Origin of the sequence: Kitasatospora sp. NPDC093558, from assembly GCF_040683475.1 — a bacterium.
Taxonomy (GTDB): domain Bacteria; phylum Actinomycetota; class Actinomycetes; order Streptomycetales; family Streptomycetaceae; genus Kitasatospora.
Map to the genome: position 1 here is coordinate 1 of NZ_JBFBDY010000659.1, position 3,330 is coordinate 3,330.

The window sequence follows — 3,330 nt, forward strand, 5'->3', positions numbered from 1 at the left end:
GAGCAGCGAGCCGTGGTCGGCCGGGTCCGGTGCGGCGGCGTTCGGCTGGTAGCCGCCGCCCTCGCCCGCCCGGTCGTACGCCGAGCCGGGCAGCTTGTCGCCGTACCGCTGGTGGACCAGCTGCTGGTACGCGCCCAGCGCCACCCCGTCCGCGCCCACCGAGCGGCGGGCCTCGTCGTCGAGCGGCAGGACCCGGCCGTCGCGCAGCACGTACCACGCGTTGATCTGCGGTTCGCGGAACGCGGTGCCGCCGCTCGCCGCCGCCTTCGCCGCGTAGTCGCTCTCGTCGCCGCCCGAGGCGATGTTGACCACCTTCCAGTCGTCGCCCTCGCGGACGGTCCACACCGAGGCGGTCTGCCCGTCCGCCGCGACCACGGTGCTCGCGGTGAACTCCGCCTTCGCCACGGCGGCGCCCGGGGTGCCGGCCACGAAGGCCGCGTCCAGGGTGTACACCGGCACGGTGTCGCCGGTGAGCCGGGGCGCCTCCGCCGCCGCGGTTTGCGCCTCCTCGGCCGCGCCGACCGTCAGCTGCCCGGTCGGCGGGACGCCCTTGCGGGCGAAGAAGTGGCCGAGCTTGTCGAGCACGGCCGGGCTCTGCACGGCGTCGCGGGCCTTGGCCAGGTCGGCGGCGGCCACCGGCGCGGGCGCGCCGGCCGGGGCCTCGGCGTGCGCGGCCGGGGCGAGGGCCAGCGCGAAGCCGGCTGCGAGCAGGGCGGTGGTGGCGGCCCGGCGGACCTTCGGGATGTCGGTCATGGTCGCCACCTCACGCGCCGATCCGGTAGAGGGAGTGGGTCCACGAGAACGTGTCGTTGTTCACGTAGTACCAGTAGTCCGCCCAGTTGTAGCGGTAGTTGGAGGGCCACGGGTCGCCCCAGTAGACCCAGTTGTTGCCGGTGTCGTACCCGTAGAGGACGTGCATGTGCCCGCCGCCCGAGCTCCACTGGATGCGGGTCTCCACCGGCCGGTTGGCGTCCACCTCGGTCTGCACCGTGTTGTAGCGCAGGTAGCCGGTGACGTACGAGCCGGAGTTGATGCCGATCCAGTCGAGCGCGTTCTGGACGTCGCCGAGCGTGGCCTGGCTGTTGGGGCAGCTGGAGTCGACCGAGCGGCCGAACGCCGCGTTGCAGAACTGGTTCTGGCTGTAGGTGTAGCCGAACCACGTGGCGATGGTGTTCCCGCTCGCCGCCCAGCACCAGTTGGTCTGCTGTTGCTGCTGCATGCTGATGTTGAGCTTCTTGTACGTGCCGGCCAGATCGGCCGTGCTGCCGGGCGCGGCGGCCTGGCGGACCTGGGCGTGCGGGCGGACCGGGGTGGGGGCCCGGTCCGCTCCGGGAGCGGCGGCGGCCGGCGTGGCCGCGGCCGCGGTGAGCGCCGGGCCGAGCACGCCCAGCGCGAGCACCGAGACCGCGCGGCGCAGCCGTATCCGTGGAACTGGCATGGGGGAATGCCTCCTTGCACGAGCAGAGGTAGTGCTGTGTGGGGGCGCGGTCCGGATCGCGCCATGAGCATCGCGCCGTTGACGAAGGCCGGTCAACGGTCGCCGCGGGCACCTCGGGTCAGGTGTGAACGGGCGCGTCCCGGTGTGAACACCGCCCGTGGAACGCCCGCGCGCCACGCCGGGACGGGTGACAAACCGCCACCCTGATGTGAATATTCACGGTCAAATCCTGGGCTCCCCACGCCCGTTCCCCAGGAGGAAGACATGCACCGCAGCGAGCACCCCGATCTCGCCGCCGCGCTGCGCACCGGCCCGTTCCACCTGGCCCTGCGCACCGCCATCACCGCCCGCGGCCTCGCGCTGCACCGCGTCCGGCGCCACCTCGCGCTGCGCGGCGTCCACGTGAGCCTCACCAGCCTCAGCTACTGGCAGCAGGGCCGGCGGCGCCCCGAACGGCCGGAATCGCTCCGTGCCGTCGCCGCCCTGGAGGAGGTGCTCGACCTGCCCGAGCACTCCCTCACCCGGCTGCTCGGCCCGCGCCGCGCCGCCGACGCCCCGCCCGCCGGCCCGCCCGTGCGTCCCTACCGCGACCTCATCACCCCGGCCACGGCCGTCGACGACCTGCTCGCCACCATCGCCGGCCCCCGCGACACCGGTCTGCACACCATCACCCACATCGAGCGGATCCGCATCGGCCCCGACGGCCAGCTCGTCCGCCGCGACTCCCAGCACGCCCTGCGCGCCCACCGCGACGGCATCGACCGCTACCTCGCCCTCTACCAGGGCGACCCCGGCTGCGACATCGCCCGGGTCGGCGTCCGCGCCGAGGAGAACTGCCGCCCGGGCCGCATCCGCCGCGACCAGGCCCACCACCTGCTCGTCGCCGAGCTCCTCCTCGACCGCCGGCTGCGGGCGGGCGACACCCACCTGCTCGGCTACGGCTTCGACGACGCGCCCTCGCCCGAGCCGAGCTGCGAGTACGTCCGCGGCTTCAACTCGGGCGCGGGCCAGTACGTCCTGCAGGTCACCTTCGACCCGGCCGCCCTGCCCGTCCGCTGCCACCGCTTCGCCCTCCACTCGCCGGGCGAAGCACCGTACGAGAGCGAGGAGTTGACGCTGGACGGGCACCACTGCGTGCACCTCGTCGCGACGGCGCTGAACCCGTGCCTGCTCGGGATCCGGTGGGACTGGGAGTGAGCCCCCGCGACGCGCCGCCCCGGCCGCTACGCCGGGAAGTCCACCGCCGGGAAGTCCACCGTCAGGCAGTCCTCCACCGGCCGGTACCCGATCTGCTGGTAGATCGAGTTGCTGACCGGGTTCGCCAGGTCGGTGTAGAGCAGCACCTCCGAGGCGCCCCCGGCGAGGGCGTGGGCCGTGGCGGCCGCGGTGACGGCGCTCCCGTAGCCGCGGCCACGCCGCCCGACGGGGGTGTAGACCGGGCCGATGCGGGACATCCCGGCGACCACCGCGCTGTCGCCGGCCAGCGCGACCGGCTCGCCGCCGTCCTCCCAGAGGTGCAGGCCCCCTGCGGCGATGCGGTCGTCGACGGACCGCGGGATGTTGGGCGCGAGGACGTCGGCCTCGGCCGAGAACTCCTCGTACCAGCGGATCACCAGCTCCCGGTCGGCCGCCGAGGCCTGCCGGGGGCGGCCGGCCGGCGGGCGCGGCGGGCCGGTCAGCTCACCGAGCCGGTAGAGCCGGTGGTTCTCCCGGACGGACTGCCGGCACCCGCTGGTCGCGGTCCACGCGGCGGCGAAGGCACGGACCGCGTCCACCCCGCCGGACACGCCCCCGACCACACTCCCGGCGTCCACGCCCCGGATGGCCCGCGCTTCGACGCCAACGCTCCCCTCGGCGGGCGGTTTTTCCCGGCGCCCGGCGGCGGATTTGAG

At 74.5% G+C, this 3,330-nt stretch carries 4 protein-coding genes; 1 reads left to right on the forward strand and 3 read right to left on the reverse strand.

What is annotated here, in order from left to right:
* Both AB0O00_RS33300 and AB0O00_RS33305 read right to left on the reverse strand, forming a co-directional pair.
* A partial coding sequence (locus AB0O00_RS33300) for a hypothetical protein (RefSeq protein WP_363658195.1) occupies positions 1–753 on the reverse strand: 753 nt, incomplete at its 3' end.
* A 10-nt stretch (positions 754–763) separates the two neighbouring features.
* Positions 764–1,438 carry a papain-like cysteine protease family protein gene (locus AB0O00_RS33305; RefSeq protein ID WP_363658197.1) on the reverse strand — a complete coding sequence of 225 codons (675 nt, stop codon included), beginning with the start codon at positions 1,436–1,438 and terminating at the stop codon, positions 764–766.
* Positions 1,439–1,702: 264 nt separating this feature from the next.
* On the opposite strand from AB0O00_RS33305, the gene AB0O00_RS33310 reads away from it, so the two are divergent.
* Positions 1,703–2,635 (forward strand): hypothetical protein, encoded by a 933-nt coding sequence (locus tag AB0O00_RS33310; protein ID WP_363658199.1) that lies wholly within the window; start codon positions 1,703–1,705, stop codon positions 2,633–2,635.
* 26 nt (positions 2,636–2,661) lie between these two features.
* Here the strand turns inward: AB0O00_RS33310 and AB0O00_RS33315 are convergent.
* Positions 2,662–3,330, reverse strand: a 669-nt coding sequence (locus AB0O00_RS33315; RefSeq protein WP_363658201.1) for a GNAT family N-acetyltransferase, incomplete at its 5' end; no start/stop codon positions are given.